The 19,426-nt window shown below is 60.9% G+C and carries 21 protein-coding genes and 1 pseudogene; 10 read left to right on the forward strand and 12 right to left on the reverse strand.

Features of this window, described 5'->3' with window-relative positions; all coding sequences use genetic code 11:
• Window positions 1–18 precede the first annotated feature (18 nt).
• From SULPSESMR1_RS21060 to SULPSESMR1_RS21075, 4 genes are all read right to left on the reverse strand, one after another.
• Entirely contained in the window at window positions 19–1,146 is a 1,128-nt protein-coding gene (locus SULPSESMR1_RS21060) for an S-(hydroxymethyl)glutathione dehydrogenase/class III alcohol dehydrogenase (protein ID WP_089423037.1), read from the reverse strand.
• 84 nt (window positions 1,147–1,230) lie between these two features.
• Window positions 1,231–1,956 (reverse strand): NAD(P)-binding domain-containing protein, encoded by a 726-nt coding sequence (locus SULPSESMR1_RS21065; protein ID WP_089423038.1) that lies wholly within the window; start codon window positions 1,954–1,956, stop codon window positions 1,231–1,233.
• Entirely contained in the window at window positions 1,956–2,984 is a 1,029-nt protein-coding gene (locus SULPSESMR1_RS21070) for a trans-3-hydroxy-L-proline dehydratase (protein WP_089423039.1), read from the reverse strand. The genes SULPSESMR1_RS21065 and SULPSESMR1_RS21070 overlap by 1 nt, the downstream gene beginning before the upstream one ends.
• A 1-nt stretch (window position 2,985) precedes the next feature.
• Complete coding sequence (locus SULPSESMR1_RS21075; RefSeq protein WP_089423040.1) at window positions 2,986–5,022, reverse strand: NADH:flavin oxidoreductase; 2,037 nt, start codon at window positions 5,020–5,022, stop codon at window positions 2,986–2,988.
• A 116-nt stretch (window positions 5,023–5,138) separates the two neighbouring features.
• Here SULPSESMR1_RS21075 and SULPSESMR1_RS21080 point away from each other — a divergent pair, with 116 nt between their 5' ends.
• Window positions 5,139–5,804, forward strand: coding sequence for a TetR/AcrR family transcriptional regulator (locus SULPSESMR1_RS21080; protein ID WP_089423041.1), 666 nt, complete (start codon window positions 5,139–5,141; stop codon window positions 5,802–5,804).
• Between the two features lie 95 nt (window positions 5,805–5,899).
• On the opposite strand, the gene SULPSESMR1_RS21085 is transcribed toward SULPSESMR1_RS21080, so the two are convergent.
• Complete coding sequence (locus SULPSESMR1_RS21085) at window positions 5,900–6,814, reverse strand: AraC family transcriptional regulator (RefSeq protein WP_089423042.1); 915 nt, start codon at window positions 6,812–6,814, stop codon at window positions 5,900–5,902.
• A 133-nt stretch (window positions 6,815–6,947) separates the two neighbouring features.
• Between SULPSESMR1_RS21085 and SULPSESMR1_RS21090 the strand changes: the two genes are divergently transcribed.
• The 4 genes from SULPSESMR1_RS21090 to SULPSESMR1_RS21105 are packed head-to-tail and all read left to right on the forward strand — an operon-like array spanning window position 6,948 to window position 9,455.
• On the forward strand, window positions 6,948–7,691 hold the full coding sequence (locus tag SULPSESMR1_RS21090) for an SDR family NAD(P)-dependent oxidoreductase (protein WP_089423043.1): 744 nt from the start codon (window positions 6,948–6,950) through the stop codon (window positions 7,689–7,691).
• 10 nt (window positions 7,692–7,701) lie between these two features.
• A complete protein-coding gene (locus SULPSESMR1_RS21095) occupies window positions 7,702–8,103 on the forward strand; it encodes a VOC family protein (RefSeq protein WP_089423044.1) in 402 nt (133 codons plus the stop codon).
• Between the two features lie 37 nt (window positions 8,104–8,140).
• Complete coding sequence (locus SULPSESMR1_RS21100; RefSeq protein WP_250161494.1) at window positions 8,141–8,446, forward strand: nuclear transport factor 2 family protein; 306 nt, start codon at window positions 8,141–8,143, stop codon at window positions 8,444–8,446.
• Between the two features lie 16 nt (window positions 8,447–8,462).
• Window positions 8,463–9,455 (forward strand): saccharopine dehydrogenase NADP-binding domain-containing protein, encoded by a 993-nt coding sequence (locus SULPSESMR1_RS21105; RefSeq protein ID WP_198362920.1) that lies wholly within the window; start codon window positions 8,463–8,465, stop codon window positions 9,453–9,455.
• 75 nt (window positions 9,456–9,530) lie between these two features.
• Here the strand turns inward: SULPSESMR1_RS21105 and SULPSESMR1_RS21110 are convergent, their stop codons facing one another.
• Both SULPSESMR1_RS21110 and SULPSESMR1_RS21115 read right to left on the reverse strand, forming a co-directional pair.
• Window positions 9,531–9,929: a VOC family protein gene (locus SULPSESMR1_RS21110; protein ID WP_089423046.1), complete on the reverse strand. Its 399-nt coding sequence runs from the start codon at window positions 9,927–9,929 to the stop codon at window positions 9,531–9,533.
• A gap of 14 nt (window positions 9,930–9,943) precedes the next feature.
• Window positions 9,944–10,687 (reverse strand): SDR family NAD(P)-dependent oxidoreductase, encoded by a 744-nt coding sequence (locus tag SULPSESMR1_RS21115; RefSeq protein WP_089423047.1) that lies wholly within the window; start codon window positions 10,685–10,687, stop codon window positions 9,944–9,946.
• Between the two features lie 112 nt (window positions 10,688–10,799).
• Here SULPSESMR1_RS21115 and SULPSESMR1_RS21120 point away from each other — a divergent pair, with 112 nt between their 5' ends.
• On the forward strand, window positions 10,800–11,390 hold the full coding sequence (locus SULPSESMR1_RS21120; RefSeq protein ID WP_089423048.1) for a TetR/AcrR family transcriptional regulator: 591 nt from the start codon (window positions 10,800–10,802) through the stop codon (window positions 11,388–11,390).
• 259 nt (window positions 11,391–11,649) lie between these two features.
• On the opposite strand, the gene SULPSESMR1_RS25105 is transcribed toward SULPSESMR1_RS21120, so the two are convergent.
• The 5 genes from SULPSESMR1_RS25105 to SULPSESMR1_RS21140 all read right to left on the reverse strand — a co-directional run bounded on the left by SULPSESMR1_RS25105 (window position 11,650) and on the right by SULPSESMR1_RS21140 (window position 16,175).
• Window positions 11,650–11,829, reverse strand: coding sequence for a hypothetical protein (locus tag SULPSESMR1_RS25105; protein WP_157729081.1), 180 nt, complete (start codon window positions 11,827–11,829; stop codon window positions 11,650–11,652).
• A 32-nt stretch (window positions 11,830–11,861) separates the two neighbouring features.
• Window positions 11,862–12,806, reverse strand: a complete 945-nt coding sequence (locus tag SULPSESMR1_RS21125) for an ornithine cyclodeaminase family protein (RefSeq protein WP_198362921.1) — start codon at window positions 12,804–12,806, stop codon at window positions 11,862–11,864.
• A 36-nt stretch (window positions 12,807–12,842) separates the two neighbouring features.
• Window positions 12,843–14,123: an FAD-dependent oxidoreductase gene (locus SULPSESMR1_RS21130; protein ID WP_089423049.1), complete on the reverse strand. Its 1,281-nt coding sequence runs from the start codon at window positions 14,121–14,123 to the stop codon at window positions 12,843–12,845.
• Entirely contained in the window at window positions 14,120–14,713 is a 594-nt protein-coding gene (locus SULPSESMR1_RS21135; RefSeq protein ID WP_089423050.1) for a helix-turn-helix domain-containing protein, read from the reverse strand. Before SULPSESMR1_RS21135 ends, SULPSESMR1_RS21130 begins: the two co-directional genes overlap by 4 nt.
• Window positions 14,714–15,302: 589 nt before the next feature.
• Window positions 15,303–16,175, reverse strand: a complete 873-nt coding sequence (locus SULPSESMR1_RS21140; RefSeq protein WP_089423051.1) for a LysR family transcriptional regulator — start codon at window positions 16,173–16,175, stop codon at window positions 15,303–15,305.
• 104 nt (window positions 16,176–16,279) lie between these two features.
• Here SULPSESMR1_RS21140 and SULPSESMR1_RS21145 point away from each other — a divergent pair, with 104 nt between their 5' ends.
• From SULPSESMR1_RS21145 to SULPSESMR1_RS21160, 4 genes and pseudogenes are all read left to right on the forward strand, one after another.
• Complete coding sequence (locus SULPSESMR1_RS21145; protein WP_089423052.1) at window positions 16,280–17,491, forward strand: pyridoxal phosphate-dependent aminotransferase; 1,212 nt, start codon at window positions 16,280–16,282, stop codon at window positions 17,489–17,491.
• Window positions 17,488–17,901: a RidA family protein gene (locus SULPSESMR1_RS21150; protein WP_089423053.1), complete on the forward strand. Its 414-nt coding sequence runs from the start codon at window positions 17,488–17,490 to the stop codon at window positions 17,899–17,901. Before SULPSESMR1_RS21145 ends, SULPSESMR1_RS21150 begins: the two co-directional genes overlap by 4 nt.
• 34 nt (window positions 17,902–17,935) lie before the next feature.
• Window positions 17,936–18,820: a formyltetrahydrofolate deformylase gene (gene purU / locus SULPSESMR1_RS21155; RefSeq protein ID WP_089423054.1), complete on the forward strand. Its 885-nt coding sequence runs from the start codon at window positions 17,936–17,938 to the stop codon at window positions 18,818–18,820.
• 106 nt (window positions 18,821–18,926) lie between these two features.
• A pseudogene (locus SULPSESMR1_RS21160) lies at window positions 18,927–19,415 on the forward strand (SDR family NAD(P)-dependent oxidoreductase); the annotation flags it as partial.
• Window positions 19,416–19,426 lie beyond the last annotated feature (11 nt).

Here is a 19,426-nt window from a genome sequence, read left to right on the forward strand (position 1 = left end):
ACGGTGTCCTGCCTGATACTAGAACTCCACAACCGCGCGGATCGACTTGCCCTCGTGCATCAGGTCGAAGCCATGGTTGATCTCGTCAAGGCTGAGGGTATGGGTGATCATCGGGTCGATCTCGATCTTGCCATCCATGTACCAGTCCACAAATTTCGGCACATCGGTGCGGCCTTTGGCTCCGCCAAAAGCAGTGCCTTTCCAGACGCGGCCGGTGACCAGCTGGAACGGGCGGGTGCTGATTTCCGCCCCCGCGGGTGCCACGCCAATGATCACCGACACGCCCCAGCCGCGATGCGAGCATTCCAGCGCGTCGCGCATCACCTTAACGTTGCCGGTCGCGTCGAACGAATAATCCACGCCGCCGATCTGATCATTGCCGCGCTTCGTCAGGTTGACGATTTCCTGAACGGTGCTGTCCACCTTGGACGGGTTGACGAAATGCGTCATCCCGAACTTTTTCGCCATCTCGGCCTTATCGTCGTTCAGATCCACGCCGATGATTATATCCGCACCCGCCATACGCAGGCCTTGGATCACATTCAGGCCGATTCCACCCAGACCGAAGACCGCTGCGGTGCTGCCGATCTCGACCCCCGCGGTGTTGATCACTGCGCCGATACCGGTTGTGACGCCGCAACCGATATAGCAGATTTTGTCAAAGGGCGCGTCGTCGCGGACCTTGGCCAGAGCAATCTCGGGCATGACAGTGTGATTGGCGAAGGTCGAGCAGCCCATGTAGTGGTAGATCGGTGTGCCATCCAGCATGGAAAATCGCGTGGTGCCGTCGGGCATCAAGCCCTTTCCTTGAGTGTTGCGGATCGCGGTGCAGAGATTGGTCCTACCCGACAGGCAGGAATAGCATTCGCGGCATTCGGGCGTGTAAAGCGGGATGACGTGATCGCCGGGTTTCAGCGTGGTCACGCCCTCGCCCACTTCGATCACGATGCCTGCGCCCTCATGGCCCAGAATGCAGGGGAACAGCCCTTCGGGGTCCGCGCCCGAGCGAGTGAATTCATCGGTGTGGCAGATGCCAGTCGCCTTGACCTCGATTAGAACCTCGCCCTTTTTCGGGCCTTCAAGGTTCACTTCCATCACTTGCAGCGGTTTGCCAGCCTCAAGGGCCACGGCGGCGCGTGTACGCATTGCATATTCTCCATTCTGAATTGAGTGATTTGTCGCGTTTCTCGGTAGTTCTGGACGGCCCTTCGGCGCGAGGGTCTAACCGGTTCATGTGTTAAGCCGGGTCAGCCCGTTGGACAGACTGTCCGAAAGACCTTCAGAGACCATTTTCTGCCGCAGGCGCTGGTTATATCCACCGGGAGTATCGAGGGCGCGCAAAAGCGGCTCACAGGGCCTCGCCGATAGACTTGAGGCAACGAGTTCGCGCAGGAATTGCTCGGCTTTCTCGTATTCGGACCCCTGTTGGACCAGCCAATCCGCCGCCTCCTTGACCATGAGCACAGCGGGGGACAGGACGGCCTGTGCACACAGCCAGTTCTGCAGCTCGGCCTCTGTGTCGAGTTCGAAGATCCAATTGCGCGCGCCGAACAGAGCTTGGATCGCGCTGCTGTCCCCTAGGGCCAGGATCTGGGATCCGCCTATGGCGATCGAGGGGAACGGGATCATGCGGGCCACGAGTTTCGCAGGGGCCACCAGCCCGGCCAGTTCGTGCATGTTCGGTCCGGCCATCAGTGAAATCACTCGTTGATCCGCGCGAAACGCCAGGCCGGACAGGACATCACGGTAGACAGGGTCCGTCAGTCCAAGAAACAGGATTTCGCATGAATCGACGACCGCCTGATTGTCCGCCACGGTTACAGTATCGAAACGCTCGCTCAGACGCGCGGCATTCCCGGCGCTGCGTGTCGAGACCGTGATGGAATGCCCATCTTCGGCGATGCCCTCGACGAGTGCGGATGCAATCGTTCCAAGTCCCAGAACCCCGACACGCATCAGCGGGCCCCCCAGGTGTCCGACAACCGATACCCTTCGGGCCATGGATCGGACGGGTCCAACATGTGCTGGTGAATGCCGGTGATCCAGCCGCGGCCCGAAATCTCGGGCTCAATCGCGGGGTGGCCACCCACCTCGGTTTCTCCGACGATCTGGCCCGAGAAAGTCGATCCGATAACAGAACTCGCCGTTAGTCGATCGCCGGTCTTCATGACCCCGCGCGCATGCAGTACGGCCATACGCGCCGACAGCGCCGTGCCGGTGGGGGAGCGATCAACCTTGCCAGGCTGAATGGCCACGGCTGCGCCGGTTTCAAGCCCGTTCTCGCCCTCGGTAAGCGGTCCGGCGAATAGGCAGAAGGAAATATGTTTCCAATCCGGGTTGCCGGGGTGATGGAACCCAAGCTGCGCGTTGGCGGCATTGGTGATCATTACGCCAAGCTTGGCGATGGCATGGGCCTCGTCCTCCACCAGTTTGAAGCCTAGCTTCTCGGCATCGACGATGACGAAGCTGTCGCCGCCATAGGCGGTGTCGACCGTCAATTCGCCCAGTCCTTCGACCTCCAGCTTGACGTCAAGCTGCGCTGCAAAAGATGGCAGGTTGCGCACAAAAATGCGTTCAGCCTTGCCGTTTCGGCATTCGGCGCGCACCCGCACCAGACCTCCGGGAGCCTCCAGCACCAGATGCGTTTCGGGCTCTTGCATGGGGACCAGGCCGCCGTCCAGTAGCACGGTGGATACGCAGATGGAGTTGGAGCCGGACATCGGCGGGGTGTCTTCTGGCTCCATGATGATCCAGGCTGCCTGTGCCTCGGGGTGCTTGGGTGGGACCAGAAGGTTCACGTGACGGAAGACGCCGCCACGTGGCTCGTTCAGCACGAAATTGCGTAAGGTCTGATCCTCGGCGATCCAGCGGCGCTGTTCCCAGATCGTGTCGCCAGGCGGTGGCAGGACACCGCCCACGATGACATCGCCAACTTCACCCTCCGCGTGGGCGGAAATCACATGGATTGTCTTTGTTGAGCGCATTTCAAAGGTCCTTGCACAGGCGCAGCGCATCGTAGATCGCCGCGTGGGTATTGCGTGCGGCGACGGCATCGCCAATTCTGAACAGCTGATAGCTGCCTTCCGGGTTGCTGGTCACGGTCTGCGGGGTGCCTGCTACGAATGCCTCGTAATCCACCTCGCCGAGATTGGTCGAACCCGAACGCAGATCGAAATATACGTCATCCAAGGGACGTGTGCCGTGGTTCACGACAACCTGATCAACTTCGCGCTCTCGCGTCACGCCGCCATAGTCGCTGCCGATCAAGGCAACCAGTTTGTTGCCGTCCCGGCGCACCCCGTCCAGCTTCCATGTGACGGTGAAAGTGACATCCTGTTTTTGCAGCAGGCGAATGGAGGGGGTCAACGACATCGCCATGACCTCGGGCACGAAGCTGCGGTCGCGGGTCATCAATTCTACCTTGGCACCCGTGGCGGCAATCTTTTCAGCGGCCTGAAGCGCGGGATAGTCGCCTGCATCATCGTAGATCAGAACGTTCTCACCCGGCTTCACATCGCCCGAGAGGATGTCCCAGCTTGAGACGACCAGTTCGTTGCCCGCCTTGAGCACATCGGTATGGGGCAAGCCGCCAGTGGCGATGATCACGACGTCCGGCTTGTCGTCCAGAATAGTGTCTGCATCGGCAAAACTGTTGAAGCGGAACGTCACGCCCATCCGCTCACATTCGGCAAAGCGCCACTGCACGATCTGGATCATCTCTGCGCGACGTTCAGTTTGAGCGGTCAGACGGATTTGCCCGCCCGGATCGTTCGCCGCCTCATGCACGATAACCTCGTGACCGCGTTCGGCTGATACCCGCGCGGCTTCCAGCCCTGCCGGACCGGCACCGACAATCACCACACGGCGTGGCGTTTCAGCCTTAACGGCAGCATGGGGCTGTTCGAGTTCGCGCCCGGTGGCCGGGTTATGCAGGCAGAGCGCCATACCGCCTTGATAAATTCGATCGAGGCAGTAGTTCGCTCCGACACAGGGGCGGATGCGGTCTTCTTCGCCACGCTTGATCTTGGCGACGATATGCGGGTCAGCCATATGGGCGCGGGTCATGCCGACCATGTCCAGTTTGCCGCTGGCGATGGCGTGGCGCGCGGTGGCCACGTCCTGAATCTTGCAGGCGTGGAAGGTCGGGAAACCGGTTTCCTTGCGGATCTCGCCAGCAAAATCCAGATGCGGCGCACTGGGCATACCCTGAACAGGGATCAGGTCGGTCAGGCCTGCGTCCGTGTCGATGTGGCCCTTCACAATGTTAAGGAAATCGACCATGCCGCTGTCCTTCAAGCGGCGCGAGATTTCCAGCCCGTCTTCCTTGTTCAGTCCGCCGGACAGCTCTTCGTCACCCGTATAGCGCACACCAACGATGAAGTTGTCACCCACGCGTTCCCGGATCGCTTTGAGCGTGTCAAAGGTGAACCGCAGGCGGTTGTCGAGACTACCGCCATAAGGTCCGTCCAGATCGTTGGTTAGGGGCGACCAGAACTGGTCCATCAGGTGCCCGTAGGCCTGCAATTCGATCCCGTCGAGACCGGCTGCCTGCATCCGTTCCGCGGCATCGGCATAGTCTTCGATGATGCGGGCAATATCCCAGTTTTCGGCCTTTTTCGGGAAAGCCTTGTGCGAAGGCTCACGTTCATGGCTTGGCGAGACGACCGGCAACCAGTCCGCCTTGTCCCAGCGGGTGCGGCGGCCAAGATGGGTCAGCTGGATCATTACCTTGCAGTCGTGATCGTGGCACTCATCGGTAAGCTGCTTCATCCAGCCCACGACTTCGTCCTTCCACGCCAGAATGTTGTTGAACACCGGGGGGCTATCACGCGCGACACTGGCGGAGCCGGCGGTCATCGTCAGGGCGATGCCCGCGCGAGCACGTTCAGCGTGATAGGCGCGGTATCGCTCTTTCGGCATCCCGTCCTCGGGATAGGCCGGTTCGTGGCTGGTGATCATCAGCCGGTTCTTCAGCGTCAGATGTTTCAGTTGGTAGGGCTGGAAAAGCGGGTCGTTGGACATGTCTGGCTCCCTGAGTTTGGATGACCTTCATCCAAAATGTGCACATGTGTCAATAAAAAGAACATGGGTGATTATTTCTCTTGCCGATCGCATCGCAAGGCACCTACTGTAGGAGTATGATCAACACGCAGATCCTTGGTGACGAGAGTGACAAGACAACCGGCTGGCGCGGTTCGCGCGAAGTCTGGCTGGCGGCGGCAAAGCAGGCTTTTCTTGAGACCGGCCTTGATGCTGTGAAAATTCAGCCGTTGGCCAATCAGATGTCATTGTCCCGAACCAGTTTTTACTGGTTCTTCAAGGATCGAAAGGCGTTGCTGGACGCTCTTCTTGAAGATTGGGAGGCCAAGAATACTGGCGCCTTTGTCGGCGCATGCGAGGCCTATGCCGAGACAATCACAGAGGCGATCTTAAACCTGATCGTGGTCTTTCACGACGGGGATCTATTCGAGCCGCAACTGGACTTCGCAGTGCGCGGGTGGGCCCGTCAGTCGGATGCTGTAATGGTTCGGGTCAATGCTGCAGATGAACGCCGCCTAGCCGTTATCCGCGCAATGTTCGAGCGATTCGGTTATGCCCCGCATGAAGCGGATGTCAGGGCGCGAACCGTCTACCTGACCCAGATCGGCTATATCTCCATGCAGGTGAACGAAGAGCCGGCAATCCGCATGGCGCGGGTTCCGGGATACGTTCAAACCTTTTCCGGGAAAGCGCCCACCGACAGCGAGCTGGCCCGGTTCCATGCCCGGCTGAAATTCGACCCGATGGAACTGACCGACACCTGACAGCGCCTTTCCGGCCCTGATGTCATCTACGGGTTGACCCACGGCAAACGTGGCGCCCGCGTCGAGAAGCATCGTGTCGATGCTGGATTTCTGGCCTACAAGCTATGGCACGATGCAGTATGGGTCGGAACCTGGCTAATGCGGTTTAGCCTCGCGGCATCTCTCGATGGCGGCAGGCCGAATTGCCGGGCGTACTCGCGACTAAACTGCGAGGGGCTTTCATAGCCCACCCCAAAGGCGACCGAGGTGGTACTGGCTTCTCCCGCAATCAGAAGCGCCCGTGCGTGCAGCAGCCGCACATGCTTCTGGTACTGGAGCGGGGAAAGGGCCGTCACTGCCTTGAAATGACGGTGAAACGCGGACACGCTGAGCGCCGCCATCTCCGCTAATGTCTCGACGCGCATGGGTTCGGCAAAGTTCTTTCTGATCCACTGAATGGCAACATAGATGCGTGCCAAGGCTGTGTCAGGCGTCGCGATGTCCCGCAGCATCCAGCCCATTGGCCCTTGCAGGACGCGAAACAGGATCTCGCGCTCGTAGGCTGGGGCGAGGGCCGCGATCTCGTCGGGGCGCTCCATCAAGCGCAGCATGCGAAGCCAGGTATCCAGCAACTCCGGCGTGACCGGCGCAACCGAGAAACCCGGATCGTAGAGAGCACCCCCGGCAGGTTTGGGCAGATCGGCCAGCAGGTCCGCGACACTTGCAGGCGTCAGCGTCAGGCTGATCGCCAGATAGGGCTTCCCCGTCGAGGACGGATGAATTGAGCCGATTGCGGGCAAGTCGACAGACATGACGAAGTAGGTCGCAGGGTCATAGCGCAAGGTTTGGTCGCCGACCGTCATGGTCTTGGATCCGTTCAGAATAAGGTTCACCATCGGGTCGTAGACCGCGGCAAGCTGGTGATCCGGAATCGCGCCCTGCACCATGGCGACGCGCGGGATACCCGTTTCGGTCCGGCGGTTCTCGGCCCGCGCGGCGAGATATCTGAGTTCTTGAAGCTGCGTTTCCATGAACGCACTTCTGCCACCAGTCCGGCAAGACCTCAACGTGAAAGTAGGAATAGGCAAGTTTTGGGGGGGATCGGGTGAGCAGGTGCATCGCTCGGCGGCTATCTCATTCTCATATGATCGAAGGAACATCGAAATGAGCATCGTTATCATCACCGGCGGAAGTCGCGGCCTCGGGGCCAGCACCGCTATCCAATGTGCCAATCGCGGCATGGGGGTCATCCTGACCTACAACAACAATTCGGACGCCGCCCAAAGGGTCGTCGCGACAATCGAGGCATCGGGCGGCAAGGCTGTCGCCCTGAAGCTCGATGTGGCCGACAGCGCCAGCTTTGCGGATTTCCGCGACGCCGTGTCTGATCGCTTGGCTGAAAAGTGGAAAACCGAAAGGTTCGATGCCCTCGTCAACAACGCGGGATATGGGACCTACGAACCGATGGAGACTGTCACCGAAGAGGCGTTCGACGGCCTGTTCCGGGTTCACCTGAAGGGGCCTTTTTTTCTGACGCAGGTGCTGCTTCCGCTGATGGCTGACGGGGGCCACATCGTGAACCTGACAAGCGCGACCAGCCGCGTGGCCACTGGCGGCGTCGCACCCTATGCCGCGTTCAAGGGCGGGCTGGAGGTGCTGACCCGTTACATGGCCAAGGAGTTCGGGGCGCGCGGCATCCGCGCCAACTCTGTCGCGCCAGGGCCGATCCGCACGGAACTTGGTGGCGGGTTGAACGACGCATTCGAAACCCTGCTTGCCGGACAGACCGCGCTCGGCCGCGTAGGCGAGCCGGACGACGTCGGCTGCATGGTCGCAGGGCTACTTTCGGACGACAATCGCTGGGTCAACGCCCAGAACATCGAAATCGGCGGCGGCTACATCATCTGAGGAGATCTCCATGCTCGACCACATCTTTCTGACTGTCAGCGATACCGCACGCTCAACTTCTTTTTATGAGCGGGTCCTGCCAGTCCTCGGAATCACCGTCCGCCACGATTACGATGGCAGCGAGGGCCCGGCTGGGCATCCCGACCTTAAGGGCTTCGGCGCAGGTGGCAAAGTTTTCTTCTGGCTGCGGCAGGGCTCCCCTGCACCCGGCGCAGTGCATGTCGGCTTTGCCGCCACCTCCGAAGCCATGGTGCGCGCGGCCCACGCCGAGGCGCTCGCTGCAGGGGCGGCTGAAATCCATACTCCTGGCCCACAACTCCACTACGATCCGCGCTACTACGCGGCGCAAGTGCGCGACCCAGACGGCTACAGCCTCGAGTTCGTCTACAAGAGCTGGCAGCATGAGGATTAATGCGATGAAATCCGGGATGCAGGAGACTGCCACCGCATTGATCGCGGCCACCAATGCCTTCGACGTGGATACGGCCCTGGCGCTGTTCGCCATCGATACGATGATCGACGATCCGTCGACAGGCCACAGGTTCGAGGGCCGCGCAGGCGTTCGTGACTACGTTGAACGATTTTTCGTCGGATATCACACTGTAACCCGCATCCTCTCTCTCGAAGAGATGGGCGCGAACCGTGCCCGGCTGCGTGTCGATTTCACGGGGGGTTTCGGCCACGAGATCGGGCACCTCGACCTGACGATCGACGCCGCCGGGCTGATCACGCGCATAGATGCAGACCTCGAATAGACCCTAGGAAACCATAATGACCAACCTCATGATCTACGGAGCCGCCGGCTATACTGGCGCCATGGTGGCAGAGCATGCCGCCTCGTCGGGCCACGGCCTTTTGCTTGCTGGACGTGAAAAAGACCGAATGAGGCTTCAAGCGCTGGCCGAGCGTTACGGTGCGGACATCAGGCTGTTCTCGCTGGACGATCCGGATGCCGTCGCGGCGGGCCTCGATGGCGTTTCAGTGGTGCTGAATGCCGCTGGGCCCTTCGGTAATACGGCCAAGCCCCTTATGTCGGCCGCGATCAGCGCCGGAGTACATTACCTCGATTTTTCGGCCGAACTCGACACATATCGCGAAGCTTTGGCGCTTGATAATACCGCCCGAGAAGCCGATGTCATGCTCCTGCCGGGCAGCGGCGGAAGCGTCGCCATGCTGGGAAGCCTCGCGGGACATGCCGTTGCGCGGGTCACGGCTCCACAGAAGATCAGCATCGCGCTGCATGTAGCAGGATCAATGTCGAGAGGTTCGGCGATCAGTGCAAGTCAGGGCATCGCACCGGCAACATTGCATCTTGTTCAGGGTGAATTTGTCAAACGCAGCCCGGAAGATGTGCGCGAGTTTGATTTCGGCTCCGGGCCGCTGTCATCCTTTCCGGTGACGCTGCCCGACCTGCTGACCATCCACCATGCGACCAGCGTGCCCGACGTTGAAACTTTCGTCCACGTCACAGCCGGCTCATTTCCGACAGGCGAGGTGCAGGATCTGCCCGTGGGGCCCAGTGTCGAGGAGCGTATAGAGAGCCGGTATCATGCGTCGGTCGAAGTCATCGCCGCGGACGGCACGGTGGTGCGCTCGGCGCTCGATACGGTGAACAGATACACCTTCACAGCATTGGCAGCAGCGGAAGCGGCCCGGCGTGTACTTGAAGGTGAGGTTCGGGTCGGCTTCCAGACACCCAGCGGGCTGTTCGGTCATGGCTTTGCCGTGACCATCGCCGATACGCGGATCGTGGATGTCGAATAGCGGCGTCAACCGGCATGGCGGAGCAAACCTTGTCTTTAAGGCCGCCCCGTCGCATTTGTATCATCATCTCCGATGTTATTCCGTCTGACAGACGGCCTCGATATTGTTGCCATCAGGGTCCAGCACATAAGCTGCGTAATATCGTGCGTGGTAGCGTTCGCGAATGCCCGGCCCGCCATTCTCTGTACCGCCATTGGCGAGCGCCGCGACATGAAATGCCCGCACCCCATCATGGGTGTCTGCGGTCAGGGCGACATGGATCGGGCACCTCGCTTCCTTCTGCTCATGAACCCAAAGGCTGGGGTAGCCATTCCTGCCAAACCCGTGTCTTGCGCCGCCATGTGCGGTGCGCGTCGGCTCAATGCTGCGGACCAGCGAAAGACCTAGTGGCTTCAGAACAGCTTCATAGAAGTGCCGCGACCGCTCTGCGTCAGCGACGGGGAACTCCACGTGGTTGATGATGTTCTTGGACATGGTCGGCACCCCTTTCAGGTCTGTGAAGCGCCACCATCGGCGAACATCTCGATACCGTTGACGTAGCTGGCGGCATCGCTGGCAAGGAAGGCGGCCACTTCCGCGATTTCCTCGGGCTCCCCAATGCGGCCTATCGGGCTCTTTTCTGTGAGAAAGGCAAGAGCCTCTGCCGCGTGCTCGCCAAAGGCATTACGCAACGACTGCGTATTCGTCGGGCCTGGGCTGACGATGTTGATACGGATGCCAGTGCCCTTGAGGTCACTGACCCAGCTTCTCATCAGGTTGCGTACGGCCGCCTTGGTGGCGCCATAGATGCTCATGGTAGGGCCGGGGTCGATCGAGGATGTCGAACCGACGATGACGATGGAAGCTCCCGCCTTCATCAGCGGCAGTGCGCCCTGCACGGTGAAGACGATCCCTTTCACGTTTGTGTTGAACTGCCGATCGTAGTCTGCCTCGGTGATCTTTCCGAGTGGGGCGTGCAGTCCAAGTCCGGCATTGGCGACGAGGGTATGGATCTGACCGAAGCTGTTGCCAATCTCGGCGTACAATGCCTCCAGGCTGGCGGGGCTGGAAACATCGGCGGTGAGGCCTGCCGCATCACCGTCCAGTTCCTGTACGGCGCGATCAAGTGCATCCTTTTGGCGCCCCGTGATGATGACGCGCATGCCCTGCGTCGCCAGCCTGCGGGCAATGGCAAAGCCAATTCCACTGCTTCCGCCTGTTACGACGGCAATCTTTCTGTCTGTTCTGCTCACGGGGTTATTCCTTGTATGTATCCCCTATAATAGTGACCACTACAAGCAAAGATCAAGGGGCCTTGAGCAATACTGTAGCGATTGCTATTGAGGCGTCAGATAAGAGGAAACAATGCCGGACACTAGGAGGCAGCGCCGTCCCAGGCGGGAGTTTGATCGCGACGCGGGCGTTGCGAAAGCCCAGGCATTGTTTCACGCCCGGGGCTACGATGGCGTCGGCGTCGCAGCCCTGACCGAGGCCCTGGATATCAACCCACCCAGTCTCTACACCGCTTATGGCAGTAAGCTGGGGCTCTTCGAGCGCGCCATGGAGCGCTACGTCAGCGAACAGGCTCTCCCGCTCGGGGATGTCTTTCGTGAAGGCAGACCGCTGGGCGAGGCCATCGCGCAACTCTTCGCCGCAGCCGCAGATCAGTACAGTCGGAATTCGGCCTGTCCAGGCTGCTTGGTCACAGAAGGCGCGCGGGCAGCAGACCCGGATGCGCGGGCGGCCGCCCTGAAGGTTGCGCAGCAGATGACACAGGCTATCAATGCCGCGATCGCACTACGCTCCCCAGATATGGCGGACAGGCTGACCGATTTTGTTGTGACCACCTTGCGCGGTTTTTCGGCCGCGGCTTATGCGGGCCTTGCACCCGAGAGGCTGAAGCGCGTCGCAGAGCTCTCGGGTGAGCTGCTAATCAAAGAATTGGACAGAGCTTGACTGGAAGGTTGGGCAACCGCGCGCGCCGCTTCATGAGGCTTCGTCGCGGCAGCAGGCAGGCCATGGCGCCTATCGGTGCCTCACTCTCTTGACCTTGGCACTCCGGTATTCGGCGGTGGCATGTGTCAGGCTCGCACGCGTTTCCAGCAAGAACACCGTCACGGCTTTCTGCATAGGCAGCAGGCCTTTTCCCAAAAGCATCGTGACATAGAAACCGTGCCGCCACCGAACATGCCTAAGCACTCCACCTACTCCAGGATCATGGGACCGGGTCGAAACGCGTCGGCGTAGCAATGACGCTGCTGCACTGAGTAGGATAACCACGTGGTTCGCGCAGCGGCAGCTTATGCTGCTCGTTATCGTTCACCGCTCCGGTGACGACGCGCTTCGGCGTGCCAGCATGGGAGTCCACCGCGTGGATGGTGCGTTTGAATGTCATGTTCTCGCCTTTCGCGCTGCCATCCCGCAGGATCACTCGGCCCGGGTGACCTTTTCGGCAATGTAGCTGGCTGTCATCAGGTCCAGATGTGCCCCGCCGCCGTTCTTGAAGAGGGTGATCTCATCCACTGACTGACGCCCTTTTGCGCTGCCGGAGACGAGATCGTAAAAATCGCCCCGCACGGCCTCTTCGGTGATGACGCCATTCGCGATCAGGATCATCAGCTCGCCGATGTGGTGGATTGTGGTGTCGCGACTGTCGACAAACAGCGACGCCGATGAGATCAGCGCATCGTCCGCTTCGCGCATGTCGGCCTTGAAGGCACCGATCAGGTCCACATGGGTGCCGGGGGTGATCCATTCGGCATTAAGAACGGGCTCACGCGCCATGGTCGCGGCCGAGATTATGTCGGCCTTTGCTGCCGCAGTGGGCAGATCGGCCACCGCCGAGATCTCGATGCCGGGCAAAGTGACCGCGTTGGTCAAGGCTTCTGCCTGTTCGGTGCGGCGGGCCCAGATGTTGATGGTCCTGATCGACGGGAAGACGGCCGTGTAGGCATCGATCAGGCTGCGGGCAACGGTTCCGGCTCCGACGATCAACAGCGTCTCGCAGTCCGGCCGCGCCAGATAGGTCGCGCCCAGCACGGAGTCCACGGCGGTCTTGAGTTCGGTCACGATCCTACTGTCAATGATCGCGGCAAGTTGCCCGTGCTCAGGTTCGAACATGAACATCGCGCCCTGGATCGTGGGCAGGCCGGCGGCCGGGTTGGCGCCGAAAACCGTCACCGATTTCACGCCGAAGCCGAGCCCCTCGATGAAGGCCCCCCGGCTAAGCAACGACCCCTCGGACGGGCCGAGGAAGATGTCACCGACTTGCGCTTTCGGAAGGGCGTGACCCTCGCGCAGCGCAGCGACCGCCTCGGGCCATGTGACCAGCGGTGCGGCGTCTTCGTATTTGATCGTGCGGGGGGTGATCATGGATCTTCTCCTGAGAATTGGTCTGTTTTTGCGATGTCAGATCGGGTCCAGCCATGAGGCAGTGGACGAAACTTCTTGAAGCTCGGTCGCGCCGTTTGTCAGGGCCTGCGCAATCAGGGCACCGCAGCCAGCGGCCATGGTCCACCCCAGTTGGCCGTGGCCTGCGTTGATCCAGAGGTTGTCACATTTGCGCACACGGCCAAGGTAGGGCGGACCGGCGGGGGTGCTGGGGCGCTGGCCGGTCCAGAATTGGGCGCTGTCAGGGTCGACCGCTTTGCCGAACAGCCGCGCAACGTAGTCGCGCAAGGCGTCAAGCCGAGCCTCGGGCAGGGACAGATCATGGCTACCCGCGAACTCCGCAAACGCCGTGACACGGAGCCGACCGTCGTACCTTGCTACGGCCAGCAGCTCGGTTTCATCGACGAAGGGCAAGCGCGGGATGCGCGACGGGTCGAGGATGGTCCAGGTTCCGGAATATCCTTTGACCGGATAGATATGCGGCGCAAAGCCAAGGGCGCGCGTGAGATTGGACGTTTCCACGCCGGTGGCCAGAACGACAGCATCCGCCTTGACCTCGCCCTGATCGGTTTCGACACCGGTGATCGTGCCGCCATGCCGGGTAAAGCCTGTCACCCGGGTGTCAAACCGAAACGTCACGGCATGGTCGCGCGCCAGCACCTCGGCGGCCTGGCACGTAAACTGGTGACAATCGCCAACCGAGTCGATCGGGCTGTAAATACCCCCGGCAAGTTTGTCCGCAGCGAGGGCCAAGGCCGGTTCGCGTTCGATCAAGGACGCGCGATCCAGCACCACCATCCCGCCGTGTAGGTCAGCGTTGCCGCCTCGAACAGACGCCGCGTGTTCGCGGAACTGGTCCTCGTTCTGAAACAGGTAGAGCCCGCCTTCATGACGCACCAGATCATCCAACCCAAGCCGAATTGCCAAATCTCGGGTCACCTCGCGGCTCATCCGGCTGAGCCGTTGCAGCTTGTACGTGTTGCGGGCATGAGCCGAGGCGGTGCAGTGACACAGGAAGCGTGCGCCCCACGACCACAACGCAGGGTCCGCATATTTGGTCACCCGCACGCCAGGTTCGCGATGGGCTATGGCGCGCAGCATTGACCCGATAGCCGACGGCCCAGCCCATGCCGAAGCATGTCCTACGGCGAGAATACCCGCATTCGCACGGCTGCAGACCTCGGCCGGGCCGGTGGAGGCATCAACGACCGTCACGCGATGCCCCTGCAACGCAAGCGCCGCAGCACTGGCGACGCCGACGACACCGGCGCCGACGATGACCACATTCCGCCCTTTCATCTTTGGCCGCCCGGAGCGTAGATCCACAGGACGGACGCCGCGCCATGTGGCGCCACGACGGCATGTGGCGTCGTGCTATCAAAGGCTATCGATTCGCCCTCCTCCAGCAGATGTGGGCGACGGGAACCAAGGTGAACGGCAATGCAGCCGCTTTGTACGACGATCTGTTCGAATCCTCGATGGCTGTGCATCTCGCCGAACGAGGCGAGCGATTGGCACAATATCCGGGTGCGCAGTGTCACGAAGGGAGCGGCCCCGTCAGTATGTCCCAACACCTCGTAGTGATACTGAGCGGTCTGCAAAGTCCGCACAACGCCCGTCAGCAAACCACCCTGTGCCACATCGCGCCCACTCATCAGACCGGTGATCGTCAGGCCAAGCGCATCGCAAATTCGGACGACAACTTCGAAAGTAGGGGACATGCGCCCATTCTCGATCCTCGACAGGGAAGCCGCCGACACAGCGGCCGCGTCGGACAGGCTAGTCAACGACATGGCCTGCGTCTTTCGAGTTCGGCGTAGCACTGCGCCAAGCGGTTCGGGCTGTGACGCAGGACGGTCAAGTTTCGGGATCAGCAGATCGGCATCCATGTCTCTCTACCTTCCGGGCCTTGGGTCAAGGGAATAAAAATTTGCATATATGCAAAAATTCTAAAGGGAAAGCCATATTCCGGAGTCAGGCCACCGCGATACTATGTGCCTTGCGATATTCCGATGGAGTGAAGCCACGCTCGGATTTCGCTTGCTTTTCGGCTCTGCGCCAGCCCGCCAGCAAGCCTGATCGGCACGACCTTCAATGGACGTGTCGAGGAGGTAGCGAAAATTGGGGAGTACATTGGCGGGTGAGCGCGCGTGATCGGACAGAATACGATCTTCAAGGATGAATGCGATCAGCTGATCAATGGGTTTCAACTGACCTGAGCACGAGGTGTATGCCGCGTTTCTGGAAAGCGGGCGCACCGGAACCGGACTTTCCTTTTAGGGACGCTCTGCACACTCGGCAGGAAAGTGCGTGCTGAACAACCACTTAAAGGATGTGCTGTGGTATCGTGAAAACGGTAGATGGAAACCGTGCTGTGAGATCGCAGGTTTTGGGCAGTGCTGCACTCGAAATCATTGCACTTTGTCGAGATTAGCGGTCACGGCAAAGCGTTTCCGGGCACGCTGATCAACTCGGAGCCTAGTACGCAGGTCTTTGCGGCCCGCAAAGTTGAACCAGAGCTCCCAGCGCCGCCATTCTTGCGCTGGTCCTGCTCCACAAGATGCCCGTCTGCCGGACGTACTCCGAGGACAAAGGCCTTTTTGAAAGCTTCAGCCCCTCCGGCCAGGGCGGTGCCCATTCGGGCACGATCGAAATACCCAGTCCACGATCCACGAGGGCGGCTATAGCGTCCAAGGCGTCCAACTCCAGCCATTCCTGAACCCGCAGGTTCTGGCTGCGCAGAAACTGATCCACAATCTGGCCACCCCATTGGTTGCGATCATAGCGAATGAAGCGATAGCGGGAGAGCAGCACTGGAAGTTCCGCGCCAGGCATGTTGGCCGGGCCGATCAGGATCAGGGGCTCGTCGCGAATCATGGCCCAGTCCACGATCTTCGGGAGGGCAAAGGTGGGCTTGACGATCAGGGCAGCGTCAAGTTCGCCGCGCGTCACTTGGTGATAGAGCTCAAGGGAGGAACCCGGCTGAACGAAGTATTCGATGTTCGGCCATTGCGCGCTCAGATCCGCGATCAGGCCGGGAAGGATGCCGGTCATGGCGCTGGCGGTCGCGCCGAGACGAAGCTGGCCGGCGGGAACGCCCCGCGCAGCCACGGCCCTGAGATCCCTGGCACTCTGGACTAGGGTTTGGGCACTTTCGAGGATCGCAAGGCCCTCTTCCGTGGGCCGCACGGTTCGTCCGGCGCGGGCGACAAGCGGGTGGCCGAGGTCGGCTTCAAGAGCGAGCAGGCGCTGTGAGACCGCAGCAGGCGTGAGGTTCAGCCGCCGGGCGGCCTCGGCAATGGAGCCGCACTCTGCCACCATGATGAAACTCTGCAGGAAACGTGTGTCCATAAGATAGTTTTTCTATCATTTAAAGACAGAAACGCCAGTTTTACTTTTGTAACGGCGAGGCACTAGGCTCGGCGAGAACACTTCAAAGCCGATGAGGGCGAGAAATGAGCATCACCGCAAAATTCGAAAAGCTGGGCGTGGACGCAGCCCCGGGACAGGAAGTTCGCCTCGGTGCCGTTGCCGGCGCGCGGATGATCGGCGAGCCTCTGTCCGGCCACCCGGTGGATTTCTCCCACGGGGATGTCGATGCCCATAAACCTGCGCCAGGCGCTTTCGAGGCCTTCGAGGCGGGCGTTCAAGCGGGTGGGGCACAAGCCTATACCGAGTATCGTGGGGCGATGGCGATCCGCGAGACACTGGCCGAACAGCTGGCGGCCTTCACTGGCGCGCCGGTCGATGCGCGCGACAGGATGATCGTGACGCCGGGTACGCAGGGCGCGCTGTTCCTCGCCGTAGCCACCACGGTCGCACGCGGCGACAAAGTTGCAATCGTGCAGCCGGACTATTTTGCCAACCGCAAGCTGGTGGATTTCTTCGAGGGTGAGATGGTGCCAGTGCAGATGCACTACGCCGAAGCCAAGTCGGGCGCAGGGCTGGACTTAACGACTCTCGAAGAGGCGTTTCGGGCGGGGGCGAAGGTGTTTCTTTTTTCCAACCCGAACAACCCGGCGGGCGTGGTCTACTCAGCTGACGAGATCGGCCGCATCGCCGCGCTGGCGGGGCGCTACGGGGCGACGGTGATCGTGGACCAGCTCTATTCGCGCTTGCGTTATGCGGGGTATGACTACACCCACCTGCGGGCGCAGAAGATCGACGCAGACAACGTGGTGACGATTATGGGCCCGTCCAAGACTGAGTCGCTCAGCGGCTATCGGCTGGGCGTGGCCTTTGGCGCAGCGGCTGTGATCGAGCGGATGGAAAAGTTGCAGGCAATCGTGTCCTTGCGTGCGCCCGGCTACTGCCAGGCGGTGCTGAACACATGGTTTGCCGAGCCGGAGGGCTGGATGGCCGCGCGGATCGCGGCGCACCAGGCGATCCGGGATGACCTCGTGGCGCTGTTCCGCGACATCGACGGCTGCAGCGTGCGGGAGCCTGGGGCGGGAAGTTACCTGTTTCCGGAGTTGCCCGAGCTTTCAATTGCGCCGGGGGATTTCGTGACCGCCCTGCGGGAGCAGGCAGGGGTGACGGTCACGCCAGGGACCGAGTTCAGCCCGCACAGTGGCCGCAGCGTCAGGCTCAACTTCTCACAGGATCACGCGGCTTCGGTGGCGGCGGTAAAGCGGCTGGCAGTGCTGGTTGAGCGGTACCGGGTATGAGCGGCGGGCCCAGTCCGCAAGGCGATTACGTGGCCGCCAAACGCCACGGCGGACTGATCTACACCGCGGGGATGACGCCGCGCGAGAGCGGGCGGATGATGTTCGAGGGGCCGGTTCACTCGGGCGAGATTGAGGCGCATCGCGAGGCGGTACGACTGGCCTGCGCCAATGCGCTGCGAGCGGCGGAAGACCGCCTGGAGGTGGGCGAGGAGATCGCCGCCGTGCTGACGATGACGGTCTATGTCTGGGCCGAAGAGGGCTTTGGCGCGCACAGCAAGGTGGCCGATTTCGCTTCGGCCTACCTGCGGGAACAGCTCGGCGACCGGGGTATTTGCAGCCGCTGCGCCATCGGCGTGGCCGGTCTTCCGGGCAATGCACCGGTGGAGATCCAGTTGGTTGCGGCTCTCTGAAACACTCACCAAACGAACAACCAAGGAGGGGCACATGTCCGAGTTTGTGCTGACCGTAACCTGCGCGTCAAAACGTGGCATCGTTGCTGCGGTTTCGGGATATCTTTCCGATCATGGGTGCAACATTACCGACAGCTCGCAGTTCGACGACCGCGAAACCGGAAATTTCTTCATCAGGGTGCGGTTCAATTCCGAAACTGGTGCCCGTCTGGATGATCTCCGCAACGGTTTCACAGAGGTGGCCGCTGCTATTGGCATGACCTTCAACTTCAGTGAAGTGGCAGACAAGATGAAGGTGATCATCATGGTCTCCCGCTTCGGACATTGTTTGAACGATCTGCTCTATCGCTGGCGGATCGGGGCGCTGCCGGTGGAGATCGTTGCCGTCATCTCCAACCATCTGGATTATCAGAAGGTAGTGGTGAACCACGACATCCCGTTCCACCACATCAAGGTGACGAAAGAGAATAAGCCGCAGGCCGAGCAGCGGATCATGGACGTGGTGGAGGATACCGGCGCCGAGCTGGTGGTGCTGGCGCGCTACATGCAGGTTTTGAGCGACCAGATGTGCCAAAAGATGGCGGGGCGGATCATCAACATCCACCATTCCTTCCTGCCCAGCTTCAAGGGCGCGAACCCCTACAAGCAGGCTTTCGATCGCGGCGTGAAACTGATCGGCGCGACGGCGCATTTCGTGACCGCCGACCTCGACGAGGGGCCAATTATCGAGCAGGACACGGTGCGGGTGACCCATGCGCAGGACTCCACTGACTATGTCAGCCTCGGCCGAGATGTGGAGGCGCAGGTGTTGGCGCGGGCAATTCATGCCTACGTCCAACGGCGGATTTTCCTCAACGGTGGGAAAACGGTCGTCTTCCCAGCGTCTCCGGGCGCGATGGCATCCGATCGAATGGGGTAGAGCCCTCGCTCGTCGGACCGGTTGGTTTTTCTGTTATGGTGTCTCCGGGCGTCGAATTTAGGAATCTGGGGAGTAGAAGTTGATCCAGGATTTCCGAGGAAAGAACGTGTTAATCACCGGTGGTGCCGGTGGCATCGGGATCGAGACGGCGTCTGCCTTCGCGAAGGCAGAAGCAAGCGTCTGGATTATGGATCGCACGCGCGAGGCGCTGGACGCGGCGATGGAGCGGCTTTCTCCACACGGGAAGGTCATGACGCTCAAAGCCGATGTGACTGACCGGACTGCACTGGAGGCTGCCTTTGAAGTGGTTGCCCGCGAGGGAGGAACCGATATCCTTATCACCACGGCGGCCATAGTGAAGACTGGGCCTATCCTCGACTTCGATCCGGACGACTGGCGCCGGATCCTGGAGGTCAACCTCACCGGCACATTGAACTGTTGTCAGTTCGCCGGACGGCAGATGCTGAAAAAAGGCTGGGGGCGGATCATCACTGTCAGTTCCGTTAATGGTCAGATCGCCAACACGGGTCGGGGCGCCTATTCCTGCACGAAAGGGGGTGTGGACATGCTGACGCGACTCTTGGCTGCGGAACTGGGCGACAAGGG

The organism is Pseudosulfitobacter pseudonitzschiae (genome assembly GCF_002222635.1).
Lineage (GTDB): Bacteria > Pseudomonadota > Alphaproteobacteria > Rhodobacterales > Rhodobacteraceae > Pseudosulfitobacter > Pseudosulfitobacter pseudonitzschiae_A.